The organism is Hydrogenovibrio halophilus DSM 15072, from assembly GCF_000384235.1.
Taxonomy (GTDB): Bacteria; Pseudomonadota; Gammaproteobacteria; order Thiomicrospirales; family Thiomicrospiraceae; genus Hydrogenovibrio; species Hydrogenovibrio halophilus.
Genome location: NZ_KB913033.1, coordinates 2200356 through 2226062, shown reverse-complemented (window position 1 = coordinate 2226062; position 25707 = coordinate 2200356). Strand labels below are relative to the sequence as shown.

The 25707-nt window shown below is 57.2% G+C and carries 27 protein-coding genes; 14 read left to right on the top strand and 13 right to left on the bottom strand.

Translation table 11 applies throughout. From position 1 onward, the window contains the following. Nucleotides 1-128 precede the first annotated feature (128 nt). From alaC to thrC, 4 genes are read left to right on the top strand one after another with little or no spacing between them, the layout of a single operon-like run. Nucleotides 129-1316, top strand: a complete 1188-nt coding sequence (gene alaC / locus A377_RS0110720; protein ID WP_019896360.1) for an alanine transaminase — start codon at nt 129-131, stop codon at nt 1314-1316. 23 nt (nt 1317-1339) lie between these two features. Continuing rightward, nucleotides 1340-2659, top strand: a complete 1320-nt coding sequence (locus A377_RS0110715) for a homoserine dehydrogenase (protein WP_028485478.1) — start codon at nt 1340-1342, stop codon at nt 2657-2659. Further along, nucleotides 2652-3770, top strand: coding sequence for a hypothetical protein (locus A377_RS0110710; protein WP_019896358.1), 1119 nt, complete (start codon nt 2652-2654; stop codon nt 3768-3770). The genes A377_RS0110715 and A377_RS0110710 overlap by 8 nt, the downstream gene beginning before the upstream one ends. Nucleotides 3771-3825: 55 nt before the next feature. Then, nucleotides 3826-5310, top strand: a complete 1485-nt coding sequence (gene thrC / locus A377_RS0110705; protein ID WP_019896357.1) for a threonine synthase — start codon at nt 3826-3828, stop codon at nt 5308-5310. A 28-nt stretch (nt 5311-5338) separates the two neighbouring features. On the opposite strand, the gene A377_RS0110700 is transcribed toward thrC, so the two are convergent. Further along, nucleotides 5339-7219 (bottom strand): single-stranded-DNA-specific exonuclease RecJ, encoded by a 1881-nt coding sequence (locus A377_RS0110700; RefSeq protein ID WP_019896356.1) that lies wholly within the window; start codon nt 7217-7219, stop codon nt 5339-5341. A gap of 15 nt (nt 7220-7234) precedes the next feature. Between A377_RS0110700 and A377_RS0110695 the strand changes: the two genes are divergently transcribed. Beyond that, a complete protein-coding gene (locus tag A377_RS0110695; protein WP_019896355.1) occupies nt 7235-7843 on the top strand; it encodes a YqiA/YcfP family alpha/beta fold hydrolase in 609 nt (202 codons plus the stop codon). 29 nt (nt 7844-7872) lie between these two features. Here the strand turns inward: A377_RS0110695 and A377_RS0110690 are convergent, their stop codons facing one another. The 4 genes from A377_RS0110690 to dksA are packed head-to-tail and all read right to left on the bottom strand — an operon-like array spanning nt 7873 to nt 10847. Then, nucleotides 7873-8097 carry a hypothetical protein gene (locus A377_RS0110690; protein ID WP_019896354.1) on the bottom strand — a complete coding sequence of 75 codons (225 nt, stop codon included), beginning with the start codon at nt 8095-8097 and terminating at the stop codon, nt 7873-7875. A gap of 31 nt (nt 8098-8128) precedes the next feature. Next, nucleotides 8129-8731, bottom strand: coding sequence for a hypothetical protein (locus A377_RS0110685; protein ID WP_157760836.1), 603 nt, complete (start codon nt 8729-8731; stop codon nt 8129-8131). 30 nt (nt 8732-8761) lie between these two features. Next, nucleotides 8762-10387, bottom strand: a complete 1626-nt coding sequence (locus A377_RS12470; RefSeq protein WP_245546820.1) for a bifunctional aminoglycoside phosphotransferase/ATP-binding protein — start codon at nt 10385-10387, stop codon at nt 8762-8764. A gap of 31 nt (nt 10388-10418) precedes the next feature. After that, nucleotides 10419-10847, bottom strand: coding sequence for an RNA polymerase-binding protein DksA (gene dksA, locus A377_RS0110675; protein WP_019896351.1), 429 nt, complete (start codon nt 10845-10847; stop codon nt 10419-10421). Between the two features lie 414 nt (nt 10848-11261). On the opposite strand from dksA, the gene A377_RS0110665 reads away from it, so the two are divergent. After that, nucleotides 11262-12032: an HAD family hydrolase gene (locus tag A377_RS0110665; protein ID WP_019896349.1), complete on the top strand. Its 771-nt coding sequence runs from the start codon at nt 11262-11264 to the stop codon at nt 12030-12032. Here the strand turns inward: A377_RS0110665 and A377_RS0110660 are convergent. Next, nucleotides 12029-13423, bottom strand: a complete 1395-nt coding sequence (locus tag A377_RS0110660; protein ID WP_019896348.1) for an FGGY-family carbohydrate kinase — start codon at nt 13421-13423, stop codon at nt 12029-12031. The two genes, A377_RS0110665 and A377_RS0110660, sit on opposite strands and share 4 nt — an antisense overlap. 181 nt (nt 13424-13604) lie before the next feature. On the opposite strand from A377_RS0110660, the gene A377_RS0110655 reads away from it, so the two are divergent. The 3 genes from A377_RS0110655 to yjgA are packed head-to-tail and all read left to right on the top strand — an operon-like array spanning nt 13605 to nt 17134. After that, nucleotides 13605-14525 (top strand): cell division protein ZipA, encoded by a 921-nt coding sequence (locus tag A377_RS0110655; RefSeq protein WP_019896347.1) that lies wholly within the window; start codon nt 13605-13607, stop codon nt 14523-14525. 8 nt (nt 14526-14533) lie between these two features. Beyond that, nucleotides 14534-16573 (top strand): NAD-dependent DNA ligase LigA, encoded by a 2040-nt coding sequence (ligA, locus tag A377_RS0110650; protein WP_019896346.1) that lies wholly within the window; start codon nt 14534-14536, stop codon nt 16571-16573. Nucleotides 16574-16585: 12 nt separating this feature from the next. Then, entirely contained in the window at nt 16586-17134 is a 549-nt protein-coding gene (gene yjgA / locus A377_RS0110645) for a ribosome biogenesis factor YjgA (protein WP_019896345.1), read from the top strand. 41 nt (nt 17135-17175) lie between these two features. Here yjgA and A377_RS0110640 read toward each other — a convergent pair whose 3' ends face one another. Genes A377_RS0110640 through A377_RS0110615 form a run of 6 tightly spaced genes read right to left on the bottom strand, consistent with a single transcriptional unit; the run spans nt 17176 to nt 20434 of the window. Continuing rightward, entirely contained in the window at nt 17176-17490 is a 315-nt protein-coding gene (locus A377_RS0110640) for a DUF3817 domain-containing protein (RefSeq protein WP_019896344.1), read from the bottom strand. 28 nt (nt 17491-17518) lie between these two features. Then, nucleotides 17519-18430: a DMT family transporter gene (locus A377_RS0110635; RefSeq protein WP_019896343.1), complete on the bottom strand. Its 912-nt coding sequence runs from the start codon at nt 18428-18430 to the stop codon at nt 17519-17521. Then, the gene (locus tag A377_RS0110630) at nt 18427-18945 is read right to left on the bottom strand and encodes an asparaginase domain-containing protein (RefSeq protein WP_019896342.1); all 519 of its coding nucleotides are present in this window, start codon (nt 18943-18945) and stop codon (nt 18427-18429) included. The genes A377_RS0110635 and A377_RS0110630 overlap by 4 nt, the downstream gene beginning before the upstream one ends. A 2-nt stretch (nt 18946-18947) precedes the next feature. Further along, the gene (lexA, locus tag A377_RS0110625) at nt 18948-19421 is read right to left on the bottom strand and encodes a transcriptional repressor LexA (RefSeq protein ID WP_028485476.1); all 474 of its coding nucleotides are present in this window, start codon (nt 19419-19421) and stop codon (nt 18948-18950) included. Nucleotides 19422-19435: 14 nt separating this feature from the next. Further along, complete coding sequence (locus A377_RS0110620) at nt 19436-19750, bottom strand: YciI family protein (protein ID WP_019896340.1); 315 nt, start codon at nt 19748-19750, stop codon at nt 19436-19438. Nucleotides 19751-19777: 27 nt separating this feature from the next. Continuing rightward, nucleotides 19778-20434 carry a septation protein A gene (locus A377_RS0110615; protein WP_019896339.1) on the bottom strand — a complete coding sequence of 219 codons (657 nt, stop codon included), beginning with the start codon at nt 20432-20434 and terminating at the stop codon, nt 19778-19780. 193 nt (nt 20435-20627) lie between these two features. Between A377_RS0110615 and A377_RS0110610 the strand changes: the two genes are divergently transcribed. The 5 genes from A377_RS0110610 (at nt 20628) to A377_RS0110590 (ending at nt 24691) form a co-directional block, all read left to right on the top strand. Next, nucleotides 20628-21506 (top strand): PHP domain-containing protein, encoded by an 879-nt coding sequence (locus A377_RS0110610; protein ID WP_019896338.1) that lies wholly within the window; start codon nt 20628-20630, stop codon nt 21504-21506. Nucleotides 21507-21586: 80 nt separating this feature from the next. Next, entirely contained in the window at nt 21587-22222 is a 636-nt protein-coding gene (locus A377_RS0110605) for an L-threonylcarbamoyladenylate synthase (RefSeq protein WP_019896337.1), read from the top strand. A 58-nt stretch (nt 22223-22280) separates the two neighbouring features. Further along, a complete protein-coding gene (locus tag A377_RS0110600) occupies nt 22281-22940 on the top strand; it encodes a site-2 protease family protein (RefSeq protein ID WP_019896336.1) in 660 nt (219 codons plus the stop codon). A 159-nt stretch (nt 22941-23099) separates the two neighbouring features. After that, nucleotides 23100-23966: a 23S rRNA pseudouridine(2605) synthase RluB gene (gene rluB / locus A377_RS0110595; RefSeq protein ID WP_019896335.1), complete on the top strand. Its 867-nt coding sequence runs from the start codon at nt 23100-23102 to the stop codon at nt 23964-23966. After that, entirely contained in the window at nt 23963-24691 is a 729-nt protein-coding gene (locus A377_RS0110590) for a DUF445 family protein (RefSeq protein ID WP_019896334.1), read from the top strand. Before rluB ends, A377_RS0110590 begins: the two co-directional genes overlap by 4 nt. Here A377_RS0110590 and A377_RS0110585 read toward each other — a convergent pair. Then, entirely contained in the window at nt 24673-25596 is a 924-nt protein-coding gene (locus A377_RS0110585) for a DMT family transporter (RefSeq protein WP_019896333.1), read from the bottom strand. The two genes, A377_RS0110590 and A377_RS0110585, sit on opposite strands and share 19 nt — an antisense overlap. Nucleotides 25597-25707 lie beyond the last annotated feature (111 nt).

Sequence of the window (25707 nt, the reverse complement as noted above, 5' to 3'; positions counted from 1 at the left end):
GGCGCAGTTTTCATTGACGAACCGTTTCGTTTCTGTATCATTTACAGTTTATTTTCAGACGCAGAACCGTCTCGGGTTCGCCATAACCAGAGACGGCTCATTCATTGGCTTATTCAAGGGTTGCAGGCGTGACGGACGAGTTTCAACGGATTCATCGATTACCTCCTTATGTGTTCAATATTGTCGGTGAGCTGAAAGCGGCCGCACGTCGTCGTGGCGAAGACATCATCGACTTTGGCATGGGCAACCCCGATCAGGACACCCCGTCGCACATTGTCGAAAAGCTGGTGGAAGTGGTGCAGCGCGAAGGCACCCACCGCTACAGCGTGTCCCAGGGCATTCCCCGTTTGCGCAAGGCCATTTGCGACTGGTACCAGCGCCGTTACGAGGTGGACATGGACCCGGACACGGAAGCGGTGGTCACCATCGGTTCCAAGGAAGGGCTGGCGCATCTGGCTTTGGCGACGGTCGACAAGGGCGATACGGTGCTGGTGCCCAATCCGGCTTATCCGATCCACCCGTATGGGTTTGTGATCGCCGGGGCCGACATCCGTCACGTGCGCCTGACCCCGGATGTGGATTTCTTTGAAGAATTGAAAAAAGCGATCAAGGAATCCTGGCCGACCCCGAAAATGCTGGTGCTGAATTTCCCCGGCAATCCGACCACGCAAACCGTGGATCTGGATTTTTTTGAAAAAGTGATTGCCATTGCCAAAGAACACGACATCTGGGTGATTCACGATCTGGCCTATGCCGACATTGTGTTTGACGGCTACAAAGCGCCGTCGATCATGGAGGTGCCGGGCGCCAAAGACATTGCGGTGGAGTTTTTCACGCTGTCGAAAAGCTACAACATGCCCGGCTGGCGGGTCGGCTTTATGGTGGGCAACCCGGAATTGGTGCACGCGCTCAAGCGCATGAAGTCCTATCTGGATTACGGCACTTTTACCCCGATTCAGGTGGCGGCGATTGCGGCGCTGGAAGGGCCGCAGGACTGCGTTCAGGAAATCTGCGACATGTACCTGTCGCGCCGCGACGTGCTTTGTCAGGGTCTGAATGGTCTGGGCTGGGACGTGACGCCGCCCAAAGCGACCATGTTTGTGTGGGCGCCGATTCCCGAAGCCTACAAAGAGATGGGGTCGCTGGAATTTTCCAAAAAACTGCTGAGCGAAGCCAAGGTGGCGGTGTCACCGGGCATCGGCTTTGGCGATTATGGCGACGATTTTGTGCGTTTTGGTCTGATTGAAAACGAGCACCGCACGCGTCAGGCGATTCGCGGGATTCGAGACATGTTCCGCAAAGACGGATTACTGTAAAACGGAAAACAATTGGAGTGAGTGTGGAAAAAATCAAAGTCGGATTACTCGGGCTGGGCACGGTTGGTGGTGGCACCCTGACCATCCTGCGGGATACCCTGACGGAGATCGAGCGACGCCTGGGTGGCCAGACCACCATTGAGGTCACGCATGCCGCCGTTCGCGATCTGGAGCGTGCCCGTGGCTTGAACACAGACTCACTGGTGCTGACCGACGACCCCAAGGCCGTGGCCGGGCACCCGGATGTGGACATTGTGATCGAACTGATGGGCGGCACCACGCTGGCCAAAGAGTGTCTGGAAGCGGCGATCAAAGCAGGCAAGCACATTGTCACCGCCAACAAGGCACTGATTGCCGAACACGGCAACGAACTGTTTGCTCTGGCCGAACAACATCAGGTCATGATCGCTTATGAAGCGGCCGTGGCCGGTGGCATTCCCATTATCAAGGCGCTGCGGGAAGGACTGTCTGCCAATCGGATCGAGTGGGTGGCGGGCATCATCAACGGCACCGGCAACTACATTCTGACCGAGATGAACGATCCGGAAGCGGATTTTTATCAGGTATTGCGCACGGCGCAGGAACTGGGCTATGCCGAAGCCGATCCGACTTTTGACGTGGAAGGCACGGACGCGGCGCACAAACTGACCATTATGGCGTCCATCGCTTTCGGGATTGAGTTGCAGTTTGACAAGGTCTACACCGAAGGCATCAGCGAAATCACCGCCGAAGACATTCAGTTCGCGCAGAAACTGGGCTATCAGGTCAAGCATCTGGGCATTGCCAGCCGCACCGACGACGGCTTTTCCCTGCGCGTGCATCCGACACTGGTGCCGGAATCGGTATTGCTGTCGCAGATCAACGGCGTGATGAACGCGGTGATGGTCAAGGGCAACCATGTCGGGCCCACGCTTTATTACGGTCCCGGTGCCGGTGGTGGCCCGACCGCCAGCGCGGTGGTGGCCGATCTGATTGATGTGATTCGCTGGCGCCACCAGCCTGCGGCCGACCGCGTTCCGGCGCTTGGCTTTGCGGCCAACAGCCTCAGCACTCAGTCGGTTGCGCCGGTGGAAGAAATTGAAACCGCCTATTACCTGAGGTTCTTCGCCCACGACAATTCCGGGGTGCTGGCCAAAGTCTCCACGATTCTGGCCGAATTCGACATCAACATCGAATTGCTGCATCAGGAACCGTCGGCGGTGAACCCGAACGACGCCACGCTGGTGATGTTGACCAATGTGGTGCCGGAAAAGGCCATGAACCGAGCGGTGAAATCCCTGCAGGCGATGGAAGAGATCGACGGCAAAATCATGCGCATTCGGGTCGGGGCTCTGGATGCCTGAACAGGGCGATGCGGACACGCAGGGCAACTCTGCCCCCAAGGCCCTGACATTGTGGTGGCCCGAAGCCGGAGACTGGTTTTCGGCGCTGTACCAGGATGATTCGGCCGCCTCACGATCCGACGCCCTGAAAAAGCTGGACCGGGCCTGGCCAAATGGCCGCCGCCTTCTGGCCAGAGCCAATCATTACCGTTCACAGAAAACCGGCCTGGCGGCGCAGGCATCGTACCTGTTTCATCAGCCGCAAACGCTGGCCGAAGCGCCTGTGCTGGCGCATTTGCTGGCCGATGCGCCTTCCCTGCTGGCACACAACCCTTTCTGGGTGATCGTGTCCCCGGTACAGCTGGTGCCGGACCGTGATACCTTGCGTTTGTTCCCACCTGACAATCTGGCGATTCAACCGCAGGAAGCGGAGGCGCTGTTTGACGCCTTCAATCAGCATTTCAAAGCGGATGGGGTGCGGTTGCACTGGCTGTCGCCGACCCTGTGGTTATTGGGCATGCCGCAGGCGATTTCCCTGCAGACCACGCCGCTGGCCCAGGCAGCCAACCAGTCGGTGGATGCGATTTTGCCCACCGGCAACGCGGCCAGTCACTGGCACAGCCTGATGAATGAAGCGCAGATGCTGTTTCATCAACAGGCGGTCAACGAACAGCGCCGAGAGGTCGGACAACCGGAAATCAACGGCATCTGGCTGTGGGGCGAAGGCACGCTGGGCGAAGTGCGTTCCCGCCCGGAGGCCGCGATTGCCGGCGAGTCCCTGTATCTGAAAGCACTGGCCGATCTGAGCAACAGCCAGTGGCTGCCACCATGCAAAACTTACCAGGCCTGGTGGAAAAGGGCGCAAACCCATCCACCATGCCGTCACACCCTGATTCATTTGAGCGACGCCCTGCCCGAACTGGGCAGTCTGACCGATCCGGCGCAGGGCCATTCGGTGTGGCAGTCGCTGGAAACGGACTGGTTTGTGCCCATCGCAAACGCCTTGAAATCCGGGGCGTTGGATTCGGTGTTCATCGACCTCGGGACGCTGGGGCGCTTTTATCTGACGCCCAGTGCCGCCCGTCGTTTCTGGCGTTTTCGACGCTCACTCCGCCATTGGTATGCGCTATAATATTTGCCAGATTTTATTAAGCTATTTTATTAAGATCCATTGACAGGAACTTTGCATGAATTTCATTGAAACCCGGGGCAATGATGGGCAACGCCCGCCCAAGTTTACGTTTTCGCAGGCCATTCTCAGCCCGATGTCGTCTTTCGGCGGGCTTTATTCGCCGGAAAGTCTGCCCGATCTGGGCTTGCCGTTTCTGCAGGCGCATATTCAGTCCGATTACCAGACTCTGGCCACCGCGATTCTGGACGCCTTTGAAGTCGACATTGACCCGGATGTGATTGCGCAGGCCGTTGGTCGCTACAACGATTTTGACGAGCCCACCAACCCGGTGCCGGTGGTCAAGCTGTACGACGACCTTTATGTCAGTGAACTGTTTCATGGCCCCACGCGTGCGTTCAAGGACATGGCGCTGCAGCCCTTCGGTCAGGTGCTGTCGGCGGTGGCGGAGCAGCGTCAGGAGAAATTTCTGATTCTGGCGGCCACCAGTGGCGACACCGGACCGGCGGCGCTGGAAACCTTCAAGGCGCGTAGCCATGTGCAAGTGGCCTGTCTGTACCCGGACGGCGGCACGTCCGACGTTCAGCGCCTGCAAATGGTGACCGAAGCCGCAGACAACCTGAAAGTGATCGGCATCAAGGGCGATTTCGACGATGCCCAGACCGCGTTGAAAAAGCTGCTGACCTCCGACACTTTCCGCCAGACGCTGGAAGATCAGGACATTTATCTGTCAGCGGCCAACTCGGTGAACTTCGGTCGGATCATTTTCCAGACCATTTACCACCTCTACAGCTATCTGGCGCTGGTGCGCCAGAACGCGATCACCATGGGCGAAAAGGTGTATCTGAATGTGCCCAGTGGCAATTTCGGCAATGCCTTGGGAGGCTATTACGCCTACAAGATGGGGCTACCGGTCGAACAGATTCACATTGCCTCTAATCAAAACAATGTGTTGACGCGCTTTATTGAGACCGGTTGTTACGATCTGCGCAATCGCGATGTGATCCCCACCACCTCCCCGGCGATGGACATTCTCAAGTCGTCGAACATCGAACGCATTCTGTTTGATCTGTTCGGGCCGGAACGCACCCGTGAGCTGATGGAGCAACTGGATCGGGAAGACCATTATCAATTGAGCGATGCGGAACTGGCGCAAGTGCAGGCGATTTTTGCGGCGGATTACTGTTCGGACAGCGAGGGCAAAGCCTACATCAAGCAAGCGTTTGAGCAGAAGGGCTACCTGATGTGTCCACATACCGCCACCTGTTTGAAGCCGTATCAGACCCAGAGACAGGATCCGTCACTGGTGACCATCGCCTATTCCACTGCAGAATGGACCAAATTCTCGACCATCATCGCCGAAGCATTGACTGGTGAGCATTACCAGCATGATGTCGATGCGCTTAAAGCCGTGTCCGAACTCAGTGGTGCGGCGATTTCGTCTCAGATCAGTCGTTTGTTTGAGTTGCCCGTGACCCAGAAAACCATCATCGACAAGGCCGAGATCGAACCGACGATTCTGGCTTTTTTGAAAGGGCAGTAAGAAAGGCAACGCCTAACGTTTGTAACGCTCAGGGCAGATTCATGTGAACGATCTTGAGCTGCAGGCTTTCACGACCGCGGAAGCGTTTGCAGGTCAGCTCGTACACACAGCGCACCACGCTGTTGAGGGCGAAAGGAAAGGGCTCGCCCGCTTTGGCAATGGCATTGAACCAGATGGCTTCGTGCCGTTTGCCGTCCGGGGCCTGTAACTGCAGCACCGCATGGGTTCGGGTTTGACCGATCCAGCGATGCTGGGCCACGATGAAATCCCCATAAAAATGCGGTTTGGGCCATTCGCGCCCGAAAGGCGCCAGTTGTTCGATTTCATTGACCGTCTGCAACGTCAGTTGCTGTGGCGCGAGATGGCCGTCTGTATCCAATTTTGGAATGGGGCGCTGATGGTCAAGCTGTCGGGCCACTTCTTCCTCAAAAGCCTGAGCAAATACTTCAAACCCGGATTTCTCGATCATGCAGCCCGCCGCCGCACTGTGCCCGCCCAATGAGCGGAACAGCCCGGGGTTGGCTTCGGCAATGGTTTCAAACGCCTGCTTCAGATTCACTTCGGGGACGATGGCGCGGCCGCTTCCGGCCAGAGTGCCGTCGTTCAGATCGGTCATGGCCAGGGTGGGGCGATAATAGCTTTCGCCGATGCGGGTGGCAATGATGCCTTGAATGCCCGCATTGCCCTGCAGGGGCAGGCACAGGGAAAACTTGCCGGGGTGATAGATGCTCTGGGCATAGGCTTCGGCTTTTTGCAGCATCTCGGCCTGTTGCGCGCGTCTTTCGTGGTTGTCGGCATCGAGTCTTTGCAGAGCGGTCAGCGCACTGGGCGTGTCAACGGCATTGAGAAACGCGAACGCGGTGTTGACATCGCTGACACGGCTGGCCGCATTGATGCGCGTGGCCACCTGAAAACCCAGGTATTCCGCATCCACGGGCGCGTCCTTAAAAGATTGAAATTGCGCCAGAGCCTGCCAGACCGGGTGTCGGTTCTGATGGATGGCCTGGTTAATGGCTTTGAGACCCGCGCTGACCACCGCCCGATTATTGGCGCTTTTCAGGCTGACGCTGTCGGCCACCGTGCCCAGTGCCACCAGATCCAGCAATGGCTTGAGCGAGGGCGTGTCGGCCGGCAGATGACCCCGGTCAATCAATTCCTGTCGGGCCTGACTCATTACCAGAAAGATCACGTAACATCCGGCAACGCGGGTGTCGTAGTCGCACTCGGGATGTTGGGGGTTGACCACGCAGTCGGCACTGGCAGGCGGCCCGTCGGACGGAATCTGGTGATGGTCGGTCACGCACACTCGCAATCCGGCCTGTTTGAGACGCGCGATTCTGGGTTCGTCGCTGGAGCCCTGATCGGCGGAAAGCACCAGCGCCACCGGCGGTTCAATCGCCAGAATGCGTTCGACGGTGTCGTCGTTGATGCCATAGCCATGCTGGCGCTCACTGATCACGGGGACAATGCGCTCTGCGCCGACGCCGAAAAAATCCATCAGCGCCCGGGCGGCAATGCTGGCCGAGGTGACGCCGTCGGTGTCATAATCGGTCGCCAGTACGATTTTGCCTTGGCTCTGTACCGCGTCGGCAATCAATTGGCCCGCCTGTCTGGCCTGATGCAGTGAGGTGGGCGGTTGCAGGTGCTGCAAACGGGGCCGTACAATGGGTTGAATCGCCTCAACCAGTGTCTGTGCATTGTCCGCAGACTGAGGCGGCAAATCCGCCAGCGTCAACCGGCATCCGGCCAGATGCGCCTGAAGCGGGGTCAGTCCCAATGACAGGGCGGCCTGATAGATCGATGGCTCGTAGGCGCGTTCGACCAGTGCCCGCTCTTCGGTTGGGGCGTCAGCGGGTTCAGAGGACGGATTGGGGTCGTTGGTAACAGGTTGGGGAGAGGCATTTAACATGAACGGTATCCTATCATGATTTTGTATTTGCATGGCTTTTTAAGCAGTGGCGAAAGCGCCAAGGCACAGTGGTTCGACCACAAAACCCAGGCCTGTCTGTCGGTCCCGTTCAGTCGGCCCACCTGGCCTCAAAGTGCCCCGGATCAGAGTGCCGCGTTTTTTCAGTCCCTGTTTGCGTCCGCACAGGCCGACCGGACGCCAATTCAGGGCGTGATGGGGTCGTCATTGGGCGGTTTCTGGGCCAGATGGCTGGGTGCGCGTTATGGGCTGCCGTCGGTGTGGATCAATCCGGCACTGGCTCTGGATTCGGTGTTTGCCCCTTATTTCGGCGATTACACCCATCCGCACACAGGCGAGGCGATTTGCGTTGATCAGGATTACCTGCAGGCGTTGAAAGGCTACGAAGTCTCAGCCGAGGCGATTGGACCATCCCTGATTCTGCTGGACGGCGACGATGAAATCATTGATTCGAACCGGACGCGCCTGGCTTATCAGGGCATTCCTCAGGCAGAAGTGGTGTGGTTTGATGGCGGCGATCATGCGTTCCAGCATTGTGACCAGGCCTGGTCAAACGTGGCGGCGTTCTGGCTGGAAAACGGGGTGGGGCTCAGCGTGGAGTGTTGACCCGAAAAGACGGGCTTGGATCGCTGGGGTCAGGCCATGATATCGATCAGAGTGCCCAGCATGTCGTCATGGGCTTTCAGGGCTTTGGCGCTGCTCTGAACCTGGGTTTCGTTCTGATTGAGGTTCACCAGTGATTCAGCTTGATCCGGATGCGCTGGCGTGGCCAGTACCTGAGCGTTCTGATTGAGTCGCTGGAACCCATCGTTCATGCCTTGCATCGCTTGATAAGCCGCATTCTGTCCATTGATTTCCATAACGTTTTTCCTCTGAAAGCGCTATTCCATTCTATCCCTGTGGTTGCCGCAAGGCAAGCGCGGGATCCACCTCGTACGGATCGCGGTCGAGGGTGTATTCGATGAACACCGGCCCCAGCGGATCGCTGCCGACCCGGTCAACGCGTATGGTCAGGGCGTCGCCTTCCCAGGTGTAGGCGTGGTAGCCCGGCATGCCCGACCAGGTTTTGTATTCGGTGCGGCTGGGCTGGCCGATCTCCCGGATCAGCTCACGGGCCACATCCCGCGTCTGGATAGGGCCACGCTGATTGCTTTGGTGTGTGCTTTGCGGGCGGAACAGGCGATAGGCCGAAGTGACCTTGCCCTGAGGGTCATAGCGGAATCTCAGGTAATAACTGTCTTCCAGGCGGCTGCGGGTAAAAAATTTGTCGAAGTTGTGGCCGTTGGATTTTCGGGCCAGTGTAAAGCCGCCGATTTGCCACAAATGCTGGCGCACCGTGTCGACATCGGCCTCGGCCAGATTGATGCCGACCAGTTTGACTTTATCGACCTGTTCCGGGTTTTCGGCCGCGTAGGTGGCCAATGCCATGCCACTGATGGCGGCGACCATCAGCGTCCGAAACAGGCGTAGGCTAAAAACGTCATGGATTCTCATACACTCTGTAACGGCCGAATTCGGTCAGACTTAAGCGTGTGTCGGGGCGGCCTGCAACCAGTCGGAAAAGGCCGGTGAATGCCGGATGGTGTCGACTTGCGCCAGCGGCAGGGTCAATGCGGCTTCGTCCGCACCGGGCGGTTCAAACTGCGCCAGCTGCTGTTGCATCACCGTTTCGTCGGCATCGGATGGGTCCTGATTGTGGCGGGCGCGTGCCTGCAATCGCTGGCGCAACCGGTTGAGATCCTCGGGCGCATCGGTTTGCAGACAACAGACTTTGTACCAGGCCTGCTGGTTTTGGGCCAGACGCTGAAAACTCTGACGGTAAGCGGCTTTCAGATTGGTCGCATCCACGATCACATTCACGCCGCCGGCCAGTAACTGTTCGGCCAGCCGGTGAAGCCGCTCGTAGGTCCGGCGATTCATGTCCGCGCCGTAAAGTTCGGTTTTCTGTTCCTCGCCGACCCGGGTTTGCGGGGCAATGCCGAACAGGCGTTTGCGTTCGACATCGGAACTGATCACCACCGCGGGTGCCGGGCCGAAATGCGACAGCGCCTCTCTGGCAAGCGTGCTCTTGCCGCTGCCACTGACCCCTTGCATCAGAATCAGTTGCGGCGGGGACACGTCATAGGCATCGTTTTCGGCCTGACGGACGTAGTCTTGTGCTTTGCGGGTCAACTGGTCGCGCTGATCGATCTGATCGTCGGGCAGTTGCATACGACGAAGCAGGGTGATTTTGGCACGCACCAGCGCCCGGTAGGCCTGATAAAACCGGAGCAGTGCCGCGCCTGCGTAATCCCCGGTGTGTTGCAGATAGTCACTGAGCAGGGCGTTTTTCATGGGCCATTGGCGACGGAAAATCAGGTCGGTCATCAGAAACGCCAGATCGTTGATCGGGTCGATCCAGCGGAACTGTTCATTGAACTCGATGCCGTCAAACAACACGGGGGTCTGGTCAAACAGCGTAATGTTGTCCAGATGCAGATCGCCATGACAGGCGCGAATCCAGCCACCGTGCTTGCGTTGCATCAGGGCGTCCCAAAGCGTTCTCTGCCGGTGACGGGTCCATTCAGCCAGCTGGCGCAAGCGGTATTGGTCTTCCGGGTGGTCCAGTGCCTGAAGCAGGGTGGGAAAATTGTCGAGCATCGGATGGATCAGATCATCGGGATGCCCATAGGGCTCCGACGCCTCGCAGGGTTCGGCCTGGTCGTGCAGCTCGGCGATGGTCTGCGCCAGTTGGCGGGTCTGGGCGTCGCTTAACGGCTGTTGGGGCGACAATTGTTTGCTTAAGACCTGGTTGGGGTCAAACTGACGCATCTTGACTAGATATTCGCAAACCGGGCTGTCCGCCTCTGCGCTGAAGCTCAGGCCGTCTTTTGTGGCATAAAGCGGGCATACGTCCAGATAAAGCTGGGGCGCGGTGCGTCGGTTCAGAGTGAGTTCCATCTCGCAGAAATGCTGGCGTCGGGGCAGCGTGGCGAAATCCAGAAAGCCGAAATCGACCGGCTTTTTTAGCTTGTAAGCATAGTCGCCGGTCAGAAAAACGATGGAGATGTGGGTCTCAATGGTGGTGACCATTGAGACCGGATGCGGGTAGACGGAAGGATCGGTCAACCGATCAACTTTTTGTTCCAGCGAGGGACATGGATCCGGCACACGCCCATCCAGAGATTAAAAGGTTAGCAGTTCAGGCAATGCCTTGCTTTTCGCGCATTTCCTGTTTGGTTTTCATTTCCACGGTCATGGTCGCGGTCGGACGGGCTTCCATCCGGGCCAGGCCGATTTCGTCGCCGCTGATTTTGCAGTAACCGTAATCCCCGGTTTCGATGTCCTTGAGGGATTTGTCGATTTTTGAAATCAGCTTGCGTTCGCGGTCACGGGTACGCAGTTCCAGAGCGAATTCCTCTTCCTGAGAAGCACGGTCACTGGGATCGGCCGGAGTGGAGGAGTCGGAACGCAGATGGCTGACGGTGGTGGTGGCTTCATGCACCAGTTGACGACGCCAGGCCAGCAGCTTTTCCCGAAAATGGGCCAGCATTTCCGGGCTCATGTACTCTTCGCCCGGTTTTGGCTGATAGGCCGGATAATTTTCAATAAAATCGCTTGAATCACCCATAATGATTTCCTTAGCTTGACGCGCCTGCTCGTTGAGGCTCTGTTTGAAATTAACTGCGTTTTATACCAAGTTTTGCAGACAGTGACAACATATATTCGCTGAAAACCCCGCCAATTTGTCAGGAAAAGTGGTGTCTTTTTGTTCGATGGCTCTTGTAAATTGTCCGGAATCCGCTTTAATACGCGACAGAAATGGAGAGTCATTTGTACGAGTGGAACGCGAGGGAAAAATGAGAGAAAATTTTCCAGATTCTCGACTTACCCCTTCGGGCGTCGAGTTCTTCGTTTGAGGCGGGAAACGCAGCGAATAGCTGGCTATTCGGAAGTTTCTCAACGAAAATATGGGAAATTTTAACCATTTTTATCCGTGTCTCCAGCTCGTGCAAAGGACTCGGATGATTCAAAGGAGAAAAGAATGGCGCTGGAAGCTTTATTGTTTGATGTGGACGGCACGCTGGCCGATACCGAAAAAGACGGGCACCGGGTCGCTTTTAACCTGGCGTTTGACGAAGCGGGGCTGGACTGGCATTGGGACGAAGCGCTTTACGGTCAGTTGCTGGCTGTGACCGGCGGCAAGGAGCGGATTCGTTATTATCTGGAACGTTTCAATACCGAATTTACCAGGCCTGGTGATTTTGACGGTTTTGTCAAAGGACTGCATGCGGCCAAAACCCGGTTTTACACTCAGCTGCTCAGCGAGGGCAAAATTCCGCTGCGCCCGGGGGTGGAACGTCTGATCCACGAAGCCAGAGCGACCGGAATGCGCCTGGCGGTGGTGACCACCACCACACCGGCCAATGTGACGGCCTTGCTGACCCACACGCTGGGCCCGGATTCGGAAACCTGGTTTGAAGTGATCGCCGCCGGCGATATTGTGCCCGCCAAAAAACCGGCGCCGGACATTTATCACTGGACGCTGGAAAACATGGACCTTGCACCGGAACAGTGTCTGGCACTGGAAGATTCGGACAACGGCATCCGCTCATCGCTGAGTGCGGGTGTGCCCACTCTGGTCACGGTCAATGACTACACTCGCGATGACGACTTTTCCAAGGCCCTGCTCACTTTGACCGACCTGGGCGAACCGGGACAGCCTTACACGGTTCTGGGCGGCCAGCGTGCTTCGGTCGCAAGCGATCAGACGTACGTGGATCTGGCTTTGATCAGACAGCTGGTGACGGCTTAATCTTCGAAGCGATTTTCGGCCAGATGCAGCAGACGCGCCACGCCGTAGGCCGCCTGTTCACTCAGCGGCGGGGTGGTGGTCAGAGGCAGCTGGCTCTGGCGTAAGCGCTGCCACAAAGGGTTTTTCAGGCCACCGCCCACGCTGTGTATGCTGTGCACTGGTGTGGCCCCCAATTGTTGCAGCTGCTGATAACCCAGCGCTTCGATCTTGACCAGTCCGGCCAGAACCGCCAGAAATTCGGTGAAGGCATCCGGCGCCTGGGGTTCAAAATTTGGGCGTTTGTCCGGGTCCTGAATTGGAAAGCGTTCCCCCACCTCAAGCAATGGATAATAATCGAGCGCCCCGATGTGCTGCTGCATTTCGGTCGCTGTCAGCGACGATTTGCTCCATTGTTGGAGTTGAGTCAGACCATAGCGCCCCAGCAACACCTGTCCGCCTGTATTGGACGCCCCCCCAGCCAGCCACCAAGGACCGACTTTGTGGCTGTAAACCCCGTATTGCGGCGCAAACACCGGGGTCTGGCTCAGTAATTTCAGTGCCAGTGTCGATCCCAGAGACGAGACCGCTTCGCCAGCCTGACGGGCGCCTGTGGAAAAAAAACCGGCAATGCTGTCGGTGGTGCCCGCGTGGACGGTGGCTGTCGGCTTCAAACCAAAGCGTTGGGCCAGTGCTGGCGCAATGGGGGCCAGCGCGGTAGTGGGAGCGACCACCTGCGGCAGGTTCAGAGTCACGTTGAGATCGGACCGCTGCAAGGACGCCTGGATTTCGTTCCGCACCCAGTCAGGCCATTGGTTGGTTTTCGGGTCCACTCCCAGCTTCAGGGCGTTGTTGCTGTCGGTCGGCAGGTCGTTCTGGCCGGTCAGCCACTGGTTGAGCCAATCGATTTGATGGGTGATCGCAAAGGTGGATTGCGGGTTCGAGCGTTCGCCCAGAATCGGTTTGCTCAGAGCCTGTTCGATCAGCCAAAGGCACTTGGCCAGAGTGCTGGTGGCTCCGTGTGCGGCGGTGTCTTTGGGAACGGTAAGGGCGTAGCGTTCGGCCTGAATGCGCGCACGCTTGTCGTTGTACATCAGAAAATCCGTGACTGGCCCCGCATTTGGCTGACTGAGACACACGCTGGAGGAGGTGGCGTCGGCGATCACCGCATCGACCCGACCCAACCAAAGCGGATGGGAGTGTTGAAGCTGGGTCAAGGTCCGCGACAGGGCGTCCGACCAGACTTCGGGCCGGTTCGGATCACCGATGTCCGGATCGAAACCGGATTCGACCAAAGCCAGGGCCGTCCGCTCATGGCGATCGTAAAGACAGAGACGCACACCGGACGTTCCCAAATCCACCCCCAGAATGCTGGGTGCGTCGGCTTGAACGGGCTTTTGGCTGGCTTCGCGCACGGATTTTCTCCATTTTTTATCAGTCTGCCTGCCATTTTAGCGTCTGATTGCGGCTCGCGGCCAGCCGGAGTGCTTTTTTTTGCTGCGCATTTAAAGTAAAATCCTCCTATCTAATAATAAGCGCCAATGCCTGTCAGATCGGCCTTGCTCGCTTGTGCCATCCCAATCAAAGGAATACCGGATGAACGAATTGCAATGGATATTACTGGGGTTTGCGGCTCTGGTCATCATCGGGTTGCTGTTGCTTAACGCGGTCAAGAAAAAAAACCTGTTTGGCAAGACGCTGGGCCCGGAAGAAACCGCGAAAAAAACCGCCTCCAGTGCTCTGAACGAATTGGGGGACGCACACATACCGGTGTCGGAACGGACTCAGGAACGCTTGTCTCAATGGGATGACGACCCGGACGCGTTGCACCCGGAAGACATTCCCGATTCTCAATTGGCGTTGGATGGATTGGGCCCGGTGCCAAAGCAGACAGCAGCCGGAAAAACCGCCGACGCGGAAAAGGCCCCGCGCAAACCCAAACATCTGGTGATCGAAGACGAAGAACTGCGTTCGGTGCACGAAGAAACCGGTCCCGGCGCGGCCATCGATTCCGAACCCGATTTCGGCATTCCCCAAAACGGCCATCAGGGCGAACAGAATCCACGCCACCAAGGCGAAGAAAAAGCACAGACCAAAGCCGAACCTCCGCCACAACTGTTTGCGCTGATCGTGATGGGCACCGACGATTTTGTTTGGCCACGCGTCAATCAGACCCTTCAGGGCGTGGGGCTGGTGCCGAATGAAAAAGGCATTTTTGTCAAAAAAGACACTCTGGGCAATGAAATCATTCGTGTGGCCAGTCTGCTGGAGCCTGGCACCTTTCCGATTGACGAGCCGACCAACGACGCCCACACCACAGCCGGGATCGTGTTGATTGTGGAACTGCCGACCACGGTCAAAGCGCCCGCGGTGATGCACGACATGATCATGATGGCCCGGAAAATCTCGCAAAGACTCAATGGCCGTCTGTATGACCAACACCGCCATCTGATCAAGGAATCCGACCTTCAGGCCATGCGTGACGCCGCCGTTGCCTATGAGTCGACCGCCGTCTGAATGCCATCATGACCGATTTTCAGGATTACCGCAGACGGGTGGACGCGCTCAACCACCACAGCCATCAGTATTACGTTCTTGACGACCCCCAGATCAGTGACGCGCAATACGACGCCGCGTACGCCGAACTCCAGAAAATCGAAGCCGACCACCCCGACTGGATACTACCCGAATCCCCGACCCAGCGCGTTGGCGATGCCCCGCTCGAGGCATTTGAGACCGTGCGCCATCGCGTGCCCATGGTGTCGCTGGCCAATGCCTTCGACGACGACGAACTGGCTCGGTTTGTGCAACGCATCGGCGAACGTCTGGATCTGGACACGGAGTCCATGGCGTTTGCGGCCGAACCCAAAATGGACGGACTGGCGATCAATCTGCGCTATGAGTCAGGTCAGATGGTTCAGGCCACCACGCGCGGCGATGGCGAAGTGGGTGAGGACGTCACTCAGAATGTGCGTCCCATTCGGGCGATTCCGTTGAAATTGTTCGCCGAGCAACCGCCGAAGGTGCTGGAAGTGCGGGGCGAAGTGTTTATGCCCCGCGCGGCGTTTGATGCCCTGAACCAGGCCCAGAAAAACGCCGACAAAAAACCGTTTGCCAACCCCAGAAACGCCGCTGCCGGGACCTTGCGCCAACTGGACCCCCGGATTGCAGCACAACGTGAGCTGGCCTTTTTTGCCTATGGTTGGGGCGAGCTTGATCCCGATTTTCCCTGGCCGGAGACCTATTCGGCCAGAATGCAGCAGTTGCAGGATTGGGGGCTGCCGCTGAACCCCTGTTCCGAAACCGTGACCGGTTTCAGTGGGATGCAGGAATATTTCGAACGCCTGAGCGCCAAACGTGACCGTCTGGATTACGAAATCGACGGCATTGTCTACAAGGTCGATGACCTGTCGCAGCAGCAAACCCTGGGATTTACCGCGCGGGCGCCCAGATGGGCCATTGCCCGCAAGTTTCCGGCACAGGAAGTCTGGACCACCCTCACCGCGATTGACATTCAGGTGGGGCGCACCGGCACCCTGACCCCGGTGGGACGTCTGGAGCCGGTTCAGGTGGGCGGGGTGGTGGTGTCCAACGCCACTTTGCACAATCTGGATGAAATTCACCGCAAGGATGTGCGCGTGGGGGACACGGTGGTGGTGCGCCGCGCCGGGGACGTAATCCCCGAAATTCTGGGCCCGGTGCTGTCGCAGCGCCCGGAACAGACTCAAGTGTTTGAAATGCCCGATACCTGCCCCGAATGCGGTTCCGAAGTGGTACGGGAACCCGACAAGGCAGCGTATCGCTGCACAGGCGGTCTGGTCTGCCCCGCACAGCGCAAACGCGCCCTGCACCATTTTGTTTCGCGCAAAGCACTGGATATCGACGGTTTGGGTGATAAACTGATTGATCAACTGGTGGATCAGGGCTGGGTGAAGCGACCCGACGATCTGTTCCACTTGCAGGCGGGACAACTTCAATCACTGCCGCGAATGGGCAAAAAATCGGCCGACAAGGTGATCAAGGCGATTGAAAAAGCCCGACACACCACCTTTGCCCGTTTTGTCTACAGCCTTGGCATTTCCGAAGTGGGCGAAGTCACGGCCAACACCCTCGCCAGTCATTACCGGACGCTTGAAGCGCTGCAGGAAGCGGAGGTCGAAGAGCTGGTGACCTTGTCGGACATTGGCGAAGTCGTGGCAGAAAAAGTCCACCAGTTTTTGAATGAAGCACACAACCAGGCGGTGATTCAGGGCCTGGTCGAAGCCGGAGTGACCTGGCCCCGGCCTGAACCGGCTGCCGCCGAAACCAAAACAGTGGAGTCGCCGTTCAATGAGGCGACGGTGGTGGTCACCGGCACCTTGAGCCAAATGACCCGGGACGAGGCCAAAGACGCCTTACGTCAACTGGGCGCCAAAGTCACTGGGAGTGTTTCGAGCAAAACCGATTTTCTGATTGCCGGGGAAAACGCTGGCAGCAAACTGACCAAAGCCGAATCTCTGGGGATCACGGTACTGGACGAAGCCGCACTGCTGGAAGCCCTGGACAAAGCCGGCATCAAATCTTGAGGACATCATTTTATGGTACGCGCCCGAAACGTTAATCGACAAACCATTGAAAAAACCACGCCCGACTGGGAACAGGAAGCGTTTGAAAGCCGCACCGACATCAAAAAAGCGGCGCAGGCCGTGACCGATCTGGGTCTCCAGCTGGCCGAACTGAGCCCGGACAGACTCAAGCGGTTTCACCTGCCCGACGAGGTGCACAATGCGGTGCTGGAACTGAAAAAGCTCAAAAAAGGCCCGGCGATCAAACGCCAGCGTCAGTTTGTGGGCAAGTTACTACGCCAGAACGAGGATTTGCTGCCAGCGATCAAGCAACGTTTCATGGAAATGGAGCAGTCGGCCAAGCGCCAGAATGCGCAACTGCACAAACTGGAACTCTGGCGCGACCGTTTGGTAGCAGAAGGCGATGCGGCTCTGTCGGAGCTGATTGAGCAGGCACCGCAACTGGACCGTTCGCATTTGCGTCAGCTGATTCGCAATGCGCAGCGCGAAGCCAGTGCCGAAAAGCCGCCCAAGGCCAGTCGCCAGATCTTCCAATATCTGAAAGAACTCGAATTCGTCTGAACCGAACCCTGATTTTAACCAGGCCTGGTGAAAAAGCCCATTTACCGGGCGCTTGGTTTGTTGGCTGCTTGTTCGCTCAGCCGTTTCAACACCGTGGCCTTGTACACAAAGGTGCCCGTTGGGATCAGGGACGCGATAAAGCCTTTGAACGCCTGCATTTCGGTCATGGGGCTGCGCACCGCGTAATACAGCAGCACCAGGTTGAACGCGATAAACAGCAACCCGTGCGCCATGCCGACCACACTGACCACTTCCGCATGCCCCCAGACGTATTTCAGCGGCATCGCCACGCCCAGCAACAGCAACAATGACGTGCCTTCAAACAGAGCCATCCATTTCAAAAACGTGTATCGCATACTTATTATCCTTTTGTAACCGAATACTTCAAAACCAACGTGATGCCAGCAGTCGCAACGTTCTGGGCGACAAATGCTGTCCGAATTCAAAAACCAGCAGCCCAAACACCACCAGAGCCGCACCGGCGGCGATGGTCGGCGTGAGGGGTTCGTTGTTGAGAAAATAGCCCAGCAACAGCGCCATCACCGGTGTGATCAGCGGGATCAGACCGATGCGTACCGCATCCAGATGGTGCAGCACGTAATAGTACAAAATAAACCCAAGCAGAGAGCCGAGAACGCCCAGATAAACGATGGCCCCCAGAGATTGAGGCGAAAGCTGCGGCAACTGGGTCACAAAGTCCGGCGCGATCAGCAGATACACCAGACTGGTCAACCAGACTGCGGCAGCCACAATGTGGGTGTTGGGCAACTGCAAAGAACGGTTGAAACGCTTGACCAGCACCGTGCTCATAGAATGGCTGGCGGCGGCCAGCAGTGCCAATGCGACGCCGATGCCCAAATGCGGGTGAAATTGCATGGTCCACTGGGGCGCGAGCACCAGTGCCAGACCGCTGAAACTGACCACAATTCCGGTCCATTTTTTCAGGGTCATGGCGTTGTCGTTGAGCAGGTAGGCCGCAAACAGCCCGATCAACATCGGGGTCAGGCCAAAAATCAGGGAAATCCAGCCGGAGGGCATGGTCTGGGCGGCGTAATACATGGGCGTCATCCCGCCCAACATGCCCAGTGCGGCAGCGGCATACACTTTCAGCGCCGAAGCCTGAAGCGTCACCGGACGACGGGTGACCCAGAACAGAATGGGAATGATCAGCAGCGCGCTGATCAGAATGCGTCCGGCCACACCCAGAAACCAGTCGTCCTGACCGCTCCACTGAATCGCCAGCGGGGTGGTGGCCCAGATAAAGACCACGCCCAGATAGGACAAAGCCAGTTTCATGAATGAGAGGAGTGGGGCGAAGACAACCGTTCGAACCGACCGCTGGCCCGGTTTTTTTCGACCCGGTCAGCGGGAAACACCTGACCGTTCATGCAGACATACACCCCGGGCGTCAGGCATTGCGCCGCCATCAGGGCGGCGCCCAGATTGAAATCGGCGTCCGAACGACCCAGCGCCCAGGGACGCATGGCCCCGGTCAGAACAATCGTTTTGGCGGGCAAATCGGGGTCGGAGGCCGCCAGCAGAAACCGGGCGGTTTCCACCATGGTATCGGTGCCGTGGGTGATGACAATCCGTTGACTAGCCTGATTGAGACAGGCGTCCAGAATGGTTTGGCGGTCAGCTTGAGTCATGGCCAGACTGTCTTTGAGCATGAGCGTTTTCATGGTGGGAAAAGGCTGAACGCGGTTTTGTTTCAGCATCGCAGACAGATGGGTCTGCTCAAATTCCAGTTCGCCGCTCAACGGCTGGTAGTCCTTGTCGAGGGTGCCACCGGTAATCAAAAGGGTGGTCATGCTCAGTCCGGCTGGCGCAAAATGCCGGTGACAATGCCCAGAATCTCAATCTGGTCATTGGTGATGTATATCGGTTCCAGCGCCGCATTGGCCGGTTGCAGACGAATGCCTTGTTTTTCGATGTAGAATTTTTTCATGGTAACTTCTTCCTGATTGATCCGCACCACCACCGATTCCCCGTTCTCTGCACTGGCACGGCGTTCGATGATCACAATGTCGCCATCGTGAATGCTCTCTTCAATCATGGAATCGCCCTTGACCCGCAGGGCAAAGGTTTCCTTGCGCACCATGGACTGAGGCACGGAAACGGTGTCGTAATCCATTTCCATCTGAATTGGGTCACCGGCCGAAGTCCAGCCCAGAAGGGGCACTTCCACTAGTTCGATGTCAATCAACTCAACCGGATCGTCCGCGGTGACATCGGGACGCTGGCTTTTGAGCTGGCGTTTGGGAATCAGGTAAGCAACATTGGGCATGACAGTCTCCGTCATTATTGAGCCATGGAAGCCGGCAGCACCGGTTTGAACGGTTTGACAGTGACCGTTTGATAGACCCCGGCGGCATTGTAGGGATCGGCTTCGGCCCATTCTCTGGCGGCCTCCAGCGAATCAAACTGCGCCACAATCAGGCTGCCGGTGAATCCGGCGTCGCCCGGTGCCTCGGAATCCACTGCCGGAAAAGGCCCGGCCAGCATCAGGCGACCGGCGGCTTCCATTTCCTTGAGCCGGGCAATATGGCCTTCACGGGCCTGGGCTCTGAGTGGCAGGCTGTTTTCAACGTCTTCGGCATAAATGGCATAGTACATATCCGCGTCTCCGTTTTAACGTTTGTGTTAACGCTTGGTATCGGCACTGGTGCCGGAATCGCTGTTTTTCTGGTGCACGGCCCCCGAATCAAACTCAGCGTCGCCCAGGGTTTCCATGGAACGGTCCAGCACGTCGGATTCGGCCTCTTCACGCTCATCCTGTTTGACATAACGGGCGATATAAAGCCCCTGCAGCACGATAAAGGCGAAGGTCAGTCCCATCAGACCAAACAGCTTGAAATTGACCCAGGTGTCGGTGCTGTACTGGTAAGCGACGTAAATATTGGCCACCCCGGAAAAAACGAAAAACGCCACCCACATCTGGCTCAATCTTAACCAGGCCTGCTTGGGCAGGGTGATCGCCTGATCCATCATGCGTTCAATGATCGGTTTTTTGCCGATAAAGTGACTGGCCACAAACACCAGCGCAAAGCCCCAGTTGACCACAGTGGGCTTCCATTTGATGAAGTCTTCGTCCTGGAAGATCAGAGTGGCGCCCCCCAGAATCACAATCAACGCCAAAGTGATCAGGTGCATTTTTTCCACTTTGCGATTTTTGGCATACACGAATGCCACCTGCGCAATGGAAGCGACAATGGCCACCGCCGTGGCGATGTAAATGCCATACATTTTGAAGGCAATAAAAAACAAAATCACGGGGAACAAATCAAATAAAAGCTTCATACAACCTCATACACCTCATGGGTGACCTTTAGAGCGTCAGAAAACAGGGTGGGCTTGCTTAACCCATCCGCACGGCGTCTGGTAAACTATCAATATACAGAGTCTGATGACAGGACTCGTTGCAGCATTTTAGCGGCCTTTGAGCACGAAAGAAAGGGCCGCAAAGACGATCATTCTCAATACCAGGAGCAACGTGAAGCCCGATTTTCATTGCCACACCTCTGCCTCCGATGGCAGTTTAACACCGACCGAACTGATTGACCGCGCTCTGGCGCAGTCGGTGACCCATCTGGCGATCACCGATCATGACACCACCGCAGGCTATGATCAGGCCCGTGTTTATGCCGACGAAAAGAATCTCTGTCTGGTAACCGGCACCGAAATTTCCTGTCAGTGGCGCGGTCACACCATTCATGTGGTCGGGCTGGGCGTGGACGTGAGCAATGCGACTCTGCAACAGGGGCTGCAGTATAACCGGGTGTTGCGCTGGAAACGGGCGCTGGCGATCGAAGACCGCTTTCGTCATAAAAAAGATTGGTCACTGCTGCCGGATATCCTGCCCGAAGTGGGTCAGGGCATGATCGGGCGCAACCATTTTGCTCAGATGCTGGTCAAAAAAGGCCATGTCAGTACCCAGAAACAGGCCTTTGACCGTTTTCTGAAAAAAGGCAAACCGATGTTTGTGGACGTGGCATGGCCGTCACTGGCCGAGATCACACGCTGGATCACCACGGCGGGCGGCATTGCGGTGGTAGCGCACCCGCACTTGTACAAACTGACCTCCAACAAACTCAATCAGATGTTGACGGAATTTGTGGAAGCAGGAGGCGAAGGGCTGGAAGTGGTCAACCAGCCCCGTGTTTGCAGTGAGCAATTCGGCATGGCCCAACGCGCCAGAAAGTTCGGACTCTATGCCTCCATGGGATCGGATTTTCATCGACCGGAACAGCACTGGCGCAATCTGGGCTGGCTTCATCCGTTGCCGGGTACCTGCCGCCCGATTTGGGAATGGCTGCAGGCGCATTCCGGTCAGTGGCAGGCTGACTGCGCCACGCCCACAACTAACGTATAATGCTAGCAGCCTGTTTTCTACCAAGCCTGGTAAAAATGCCACAATGACCTAGACACAAACGTTAAAAGGATAAGAACCCAATGGCCAAAAGCGCATGTGAATACATCGCCATCCACCCGGAAACCCCGCAACCTAGATTGCTTGATCAGGTTGTCAGGATACTGGAACAGGACGGCATTATGGCTTATCCGACCGAATCAGGCTATGCACTGGGCTGTCTGTTGGACAACAAGGAAGGCACCGACCGCATTCGTGAAATCCGCCAGCTTGACCCCAAACACCCGTTTGCGCTGATGTGCCACGATCTCAGCCATCTTTCGTCCTATGCCAAGGTCGGAAATACCCAGTTCCGTTACCTGAAAGCCAGTCTGCCGGGGCCTTATACCTTTATTCTGCCTGCCAGCCGGGAAGTCCCAAGGCGACTGCAAAGCCCCAAAAAGAAATTCATCGGTCTGCGTGTGACCCCCAATGTGGTGGCACGGGCCATACTGGAAAACTTTGAAAAACCGCTGATTACCGTGTCTCTGATTCTGCCGGGCGAGACCCTGCCCATGACCGATCCCTGGGAGATACAGGAGGTGCTCGGTCATGCACTCGATGTGGTGGTCGATGGCGGCCATTGCGGCTTCGAACCGACCACCATCATTGATTTTACCGACGATGTGCCCGAATTGATCCGGCAGGGGCAAGGTCCCTTTACCGATCCGAATGAGTGAGTCCCGTGCACACGAAATGCCCGAACCGAAGAACGCTGAATAACAGGAGTCTGTCCGCGTGTTTGAATTGAGCACCATGCAAACCATTGCCGTCTGGGCCTTGCCCGTCCTGTTTGCGATTACCCTCCACGAGGCGGCCCATGGCTGGGTGGCGGCAAAGCTGGGCGACAAAACCGCTCTGATGCTGGGACGGGTCACCCTGAATCCATTCAAACACATTGATCCTATCGGCACGATACTGGTTCCCATCGCGCTGCTGGTATTGGGAGGATTTGTGTTTGGCTGGGCCAAAGCGGTGCCGATTTCCCAGCGCAATTTCCGCCGGCCACAACGTGATATGGCGTGGGTGGCGATTGCCGGACCAGCGGCGAATCTGGTGATGGCGCTGGGCTGGCTGGCATTGATCAAAGTGGCCATGTCGATGGGCGCGACCTTTGAAAGCGGCGGCACCGGCAGCGTCCAGTTTCTGCTTTACGCCGGGGTGGCCGGGGTCACCATCAATTTGGTTCTGATGATTCTGAATCTTTTGCCGCTGCCGCCGCTGGATGGCAGTCGGGTGCTGGCCGCGTTTCTGCCGCCCAGATGGGTCTGGCAGTATTACCGGCTGGAACCCTATGGCATTTTTATACTGCTGGGCCTGTTGTTTCTGGGCATCCTCGGGCCTTTGATTACCGGGCCGTTTCTGTGGCTGCGCCAATGGATGTTTGCCTGGCTGTGATCTGGCTTAGGACACGACCCTAGTTAGCCCCAGTACAATCAACGTGATCTGATCCGACCCAATTTTAAGGACACACATTACATGAGAAAACCGTCAAACCATCGATCGTCCCACAAAGACCGATCTCAAGCGACTTCTGGCGCGACCTCTCAGGCCACCATGGCTGCCGAGAGCGAAAAACTGCAGAAAATCCTGGCACGCGGTGGCGTCGGCTCCCGCCGTGGTGTGGAAAAACTGATTGAGCAGGGCCGTGTGTCGGTCAATGGCAAACCGGCCAAGCTGGGCGATCGGGCCAGTGTGCACGATGCCATTGAGGTGGACGGCCAGCGCATCAAGGCCACACGTCTGGCCCCACAATTGACGCGGGTGCTGCTTTACAACAAACCCGAAGGCGAAGTCTGTACCCGCGACGATGAACAGAACCGTCCGACCGTGTTTGCCGCCTTGCCGCGCATCATCAACAGCCGCTGGATCAGTGTGGGCCGGTTAGATCTGAACACTTCCGGACTGTTGTTGTTTACCAATAACGGCGAACTGGCCAGCCGTCTGATGCATCCGTCCGAGGAATTGAGCCGCGTGTATTCGGTGCGGGTTTACGGCAAGCTGGATGACGCCAAAATCGCCCAACTGAAGAAAGGGGTGGAACTGGAAGACGGCCGGGCCTCGTTTGACCAGATTTCGCGCTTGCCGCAACAGGAAAGCGATGTGGCCAACCAATGGCTGAAGGTGTCGCTAAAAGAAGGGCGCAATCGGGAAGTGCGCCGTCTATTTGAAGCGGTGGGACTGCAAGTCAATCGCCTGATCCGTACCCGCTACGGCGACATGCCCCTGCCCAGAGATTTGCGTCAGGGCAAAACGCGTGAACTGACCTGGAAGCAGGTTAATGAACTGTTGGCCAGCGTGTCTCTGCCACCCGATCCACGCCCGGACAAAGCCAATTTGCCGCAAAGTGATGCCACGCGCAAACGCCTGAAAAGCCAACCCGGCTCACAATCGGGGGCCAGGAAAGGAAGCAAGCGCCGATGAACCCGACCCTGCTGGTGTATTTTGTGGCGGCCACGCTTTTGCTGGCCGGTCTGGTGTTTGATCTGCAATTGGCTTTCTGGGCCGGTGGCTTTGCCCTCTCCGGCGCGCTGACCAATGCACTGGCCATACACATGCTGTTTGAAAAAGTACCAGGCCTGGCAGGTTCCGGGGTAATCGCCGCACGTTTTGACGAGGTCACTCAGGCATTGCACCGCCTGATGATGACCCAGTTCTTTACCCGGGACAACATCGAACGTTTTCTGCACAATGAAACGGAATCGCAGGCGCTGAATCTGACCCCGCTGATCGATCAGTCCGATCTGACCCCGGCGTATGACCGGCTGAGCGAAGTGGTTCTGGCCTCAAAGTTTGGTGGGGCATTGAGTATGTTTGGCGGTGAAAAAGCGTTACAGAGTCTCAAACAGCCGTTTCTGGACAAGCTCAAAACGGCGTTGCAGGAAGTGACCGAATCCCCTGAATTTCAAAAGACTTTGCACGAACAATGGCAGCAACAGCTGGATCGACCGGAAGTGGTGGCCACCCTGCAAGCGGACGTGTCCGCCATCATCGAAGCCCGACTGTCCGAGCTGACCCCGGACACCGTCAAAAGCATTGTTCAGACATTGATCAGAGAACACCTGAGCTGGCTGGTGGTCTGGGGCGGCGTACTCGGTGGCCTGATCGGTCTGGCCTCGGCGTTGGTCGCTCAGTCTGTGGCGCCCTGACGGACGGGGAAGCGGGCACTGGCATAAAGACTCAATGCCGTGACCGTGACCAGAATCAATCCCATGCCCGCCAGTTGTAGGGCGGCCAAACGCTCGTCCAAAACCCACACCCCTAACAGCGACGCCGTGACCGGCTCGACCATGGCCACAATCGAGGCCACCGCCGGAGCGGTCTGGTTTAGACCAACGACATAGAGAATGAACGACACCCCCGCGCCCAACACGCCGATGGTGACAAACAGAGGCCAGCGGCTCGAACTCAGTACCGCCACAGCCTGATCGACCTGAATTAACCAGACCAGAATGGCGACGAAGGTGGTGAAAGCGATCACCAGCACCGCCTGGGGACTGCCGTGTGGGGCCGCATACTTAAAGCCGAAAATGAATATCGCATACGACAGCCCGGCCAGCAGCCCGGCTCCGACACCGATCAGTGTCACGTCGCTGGCGCCGATTTTATATAGGCCTGTCAGCAGCAGAATCCCCACTACGACCAGAGCAATCGCGAGCCACTTTATCAGCGTCGGCCTTTCCAGTCCAAGGGCGAAGGACACCAGATACACAAACACCGGGGCGCAATACATCAGCGTGGCCGCCACCGCGACACTGCCCTCGGCAATGCTCAGAAAATAGAAGCTGAAGTTGCCTGCAACGCCCAGGCCGGCAATCACCGACCAGAACCACAAACGGTGATCGCTGAGCCCGCTGCCGCGCGAGCTGATCGCCAACCACACGGCCACAAACAATAGCCCGATGGTGCCGCGATAAAACGAAACCAGAAGCGGGTCCCAGCCAATGGCCATCAGCATCCCGCCGATGCCGCCTGCCAGTCCCCAGAAAAACGCGGCCAGCACCACAAACAGCGGGCTGAAGCGGATCAGAGTGTGTGATGAAACCCAATTCATCTGAGTGTGCCTTTGCTGTGCATGGACAACGCCTCAACCATCGCTCAATCGAACACCAAAGTCTTTCCATTATCGGAACCAGATCGACTTGCACTTTCAACCCTAACATTG